This window comes from Prevotella sp. MGM1 (genome assembly GCF_002933775.1).
In the GTDB taxonomy this organism is placed as follows: Bacteria; Bacteroidota; Bacteroidia; order Bacteroidales; family Bacteroidaceae; genus Prevotella.
The window spans coordinates 1-1,603 of the sequence record NZ_BEWV01000152.1 but is presented as its reverse complement, the minus strand read 5'-3'; the positions used below and the strand labels follow the sequence as shown (position 1 = coordinate 1,603).

2 protein-coding genes are annotated in these 1,603 nt (G+C 53.4%); both read right to left on the bottom strand.

Annotated elements, in window-relative coordinates; all coding sequences use genetic code 11:
• Positions 1–742: S46 family peptidase (locus MoGM_RS05715; RefSeq protein WP_371410505.1), on the bottom strand; the 742-nt coding region annotated here is incomplete at its 3' end.
• A 363-nt stretch (positions 743–1,105) separates the two neighbouring features.
• The coding region (locus MoGM_RS05710) for a lipopolysaccharide biosynthesis protein (protein ID WP_199181769.1) at positions 1,106–1,603 on the bottom strand (498 nt) is incomplete at its 5' end.

Here is a 1,603-nt window from a genome sequence, read left to right as displayed (position 1 = left end):
GGCGTATACCGTAAGACGAGAGATAACGGCTGGTACTGCCGGGATAGCCTATCGTCATCGAGAAATCACCGTCCTTATATCCGTCCATCGACACGGGAGCCCATGACGACGGGTGATAGGGCACGTTGTTCTCGCTGTAATCCGCCGGACCGTTTGTCTTAGGATCGGCATATATGCGGAACACGGAAAAGTCGCAAGTCTGGCGCGGCCACATCCAGTTGTCCGTCTCTCCGCCGTATTTTCCCATAGACTTGGGAATGGTGAAAACAAGACGCAGGTCACGGAAATCACGGTATGTGGTGGCATAGAATCTGTTACCCTCGTAGAAAGGCTTTATTTCGAGTCGCAGTGTGGAGTCCTTAGCCTTCACGTCCTTGGACCATACGTTCTCTATCGAGTCGAGGAACACAGCCTGACGGGACGGCAACATGTCGTTAAGCCCCATGCTGTCGAGCTTCGAGGTAATATCCTTCTGCTCCACCATGAAACTCACGAACAAGTCCTTGTTGGGCAGTTCTTCCTTGTAAGACTTGGCGAAAAAACCGTTAAGCATATAGTCGTGCTCCACGGTAGAGTGACTGCGTATGGCCTCGAAACCGCAGTGATGGTTGGTGAACACAAGGCCGTCGGGCGACACCACCACACCCGAGCAGAAGCCGCCGAAGTTCACCACGCAGTTCTTTATGGCGTTGTCACTGTTGTAAAGGCCATCATAAGGCATGGCGAAACCTTCCGCCCGCATCTGCTCGTATACGGCATTGGGCAGATCATAGAGCGTCCACATGCCCTCATCGGCCTTTGCCGCCGTGATGGAGAGCACCAACGCTGCTGTCAATGTTATTTTCTTCATCTTTTATATATGTTTGTATTATTCCTAATGCTGAGATTAGTGTTTAGTGATTTTGACAGTATGCCTCATTCAGATATGCTTATGAATGAACGCACACGCGCCGTCTCGTCACCGTGACAGCATATCCTGACATTCATCCGTCAACCGTAGGACTGACGTAATTACAATCAAATTGTCGTTCGACTGTCTAAGTATCGTGTCGTTGCGGTGCCCGCCCCATCACGTTTGCCAGGTGCAAAGATAGCTATTTTTCCGCTAAACGCCACGCTTGCCGCGGAAATACTTGCCCACAACGAGCAGCGAAGAGAGCGGAAAATCGCGCCTGACCACCACGGCGGCAAACACGGCCACGAGCACTGTGTTCACCCCGACGGCGGCAATGGGCGGCAGACCGGCGTTTGACACGGTGATACCGGCGAAGAGAGCGGCGGCAAGAATCACATAGGCCGCTATCTCACCGAGCGGATAGCGAATTGGGTAGTAACGCTGACCGACGACATACGACAGTGTCATGGCCGTGCCGTAACCGGCGACACCGGCCCAGGCACACGCCACATAGCCGTATCGCGGCACGAAAATGACGTTTATCGCCAACAGCACGGCGCAACCGACGCCGGAGAACCACGCCCCCCATATCGTCCTGTCGATGAGCTTATACCAGAAAGAGAGGTTGAAGTATACTCCCATCATTATCTCCGCCACCATCACTACGGGCACCACATCAAGCCCCGGCCAATAGTCGCTGCCTATGAT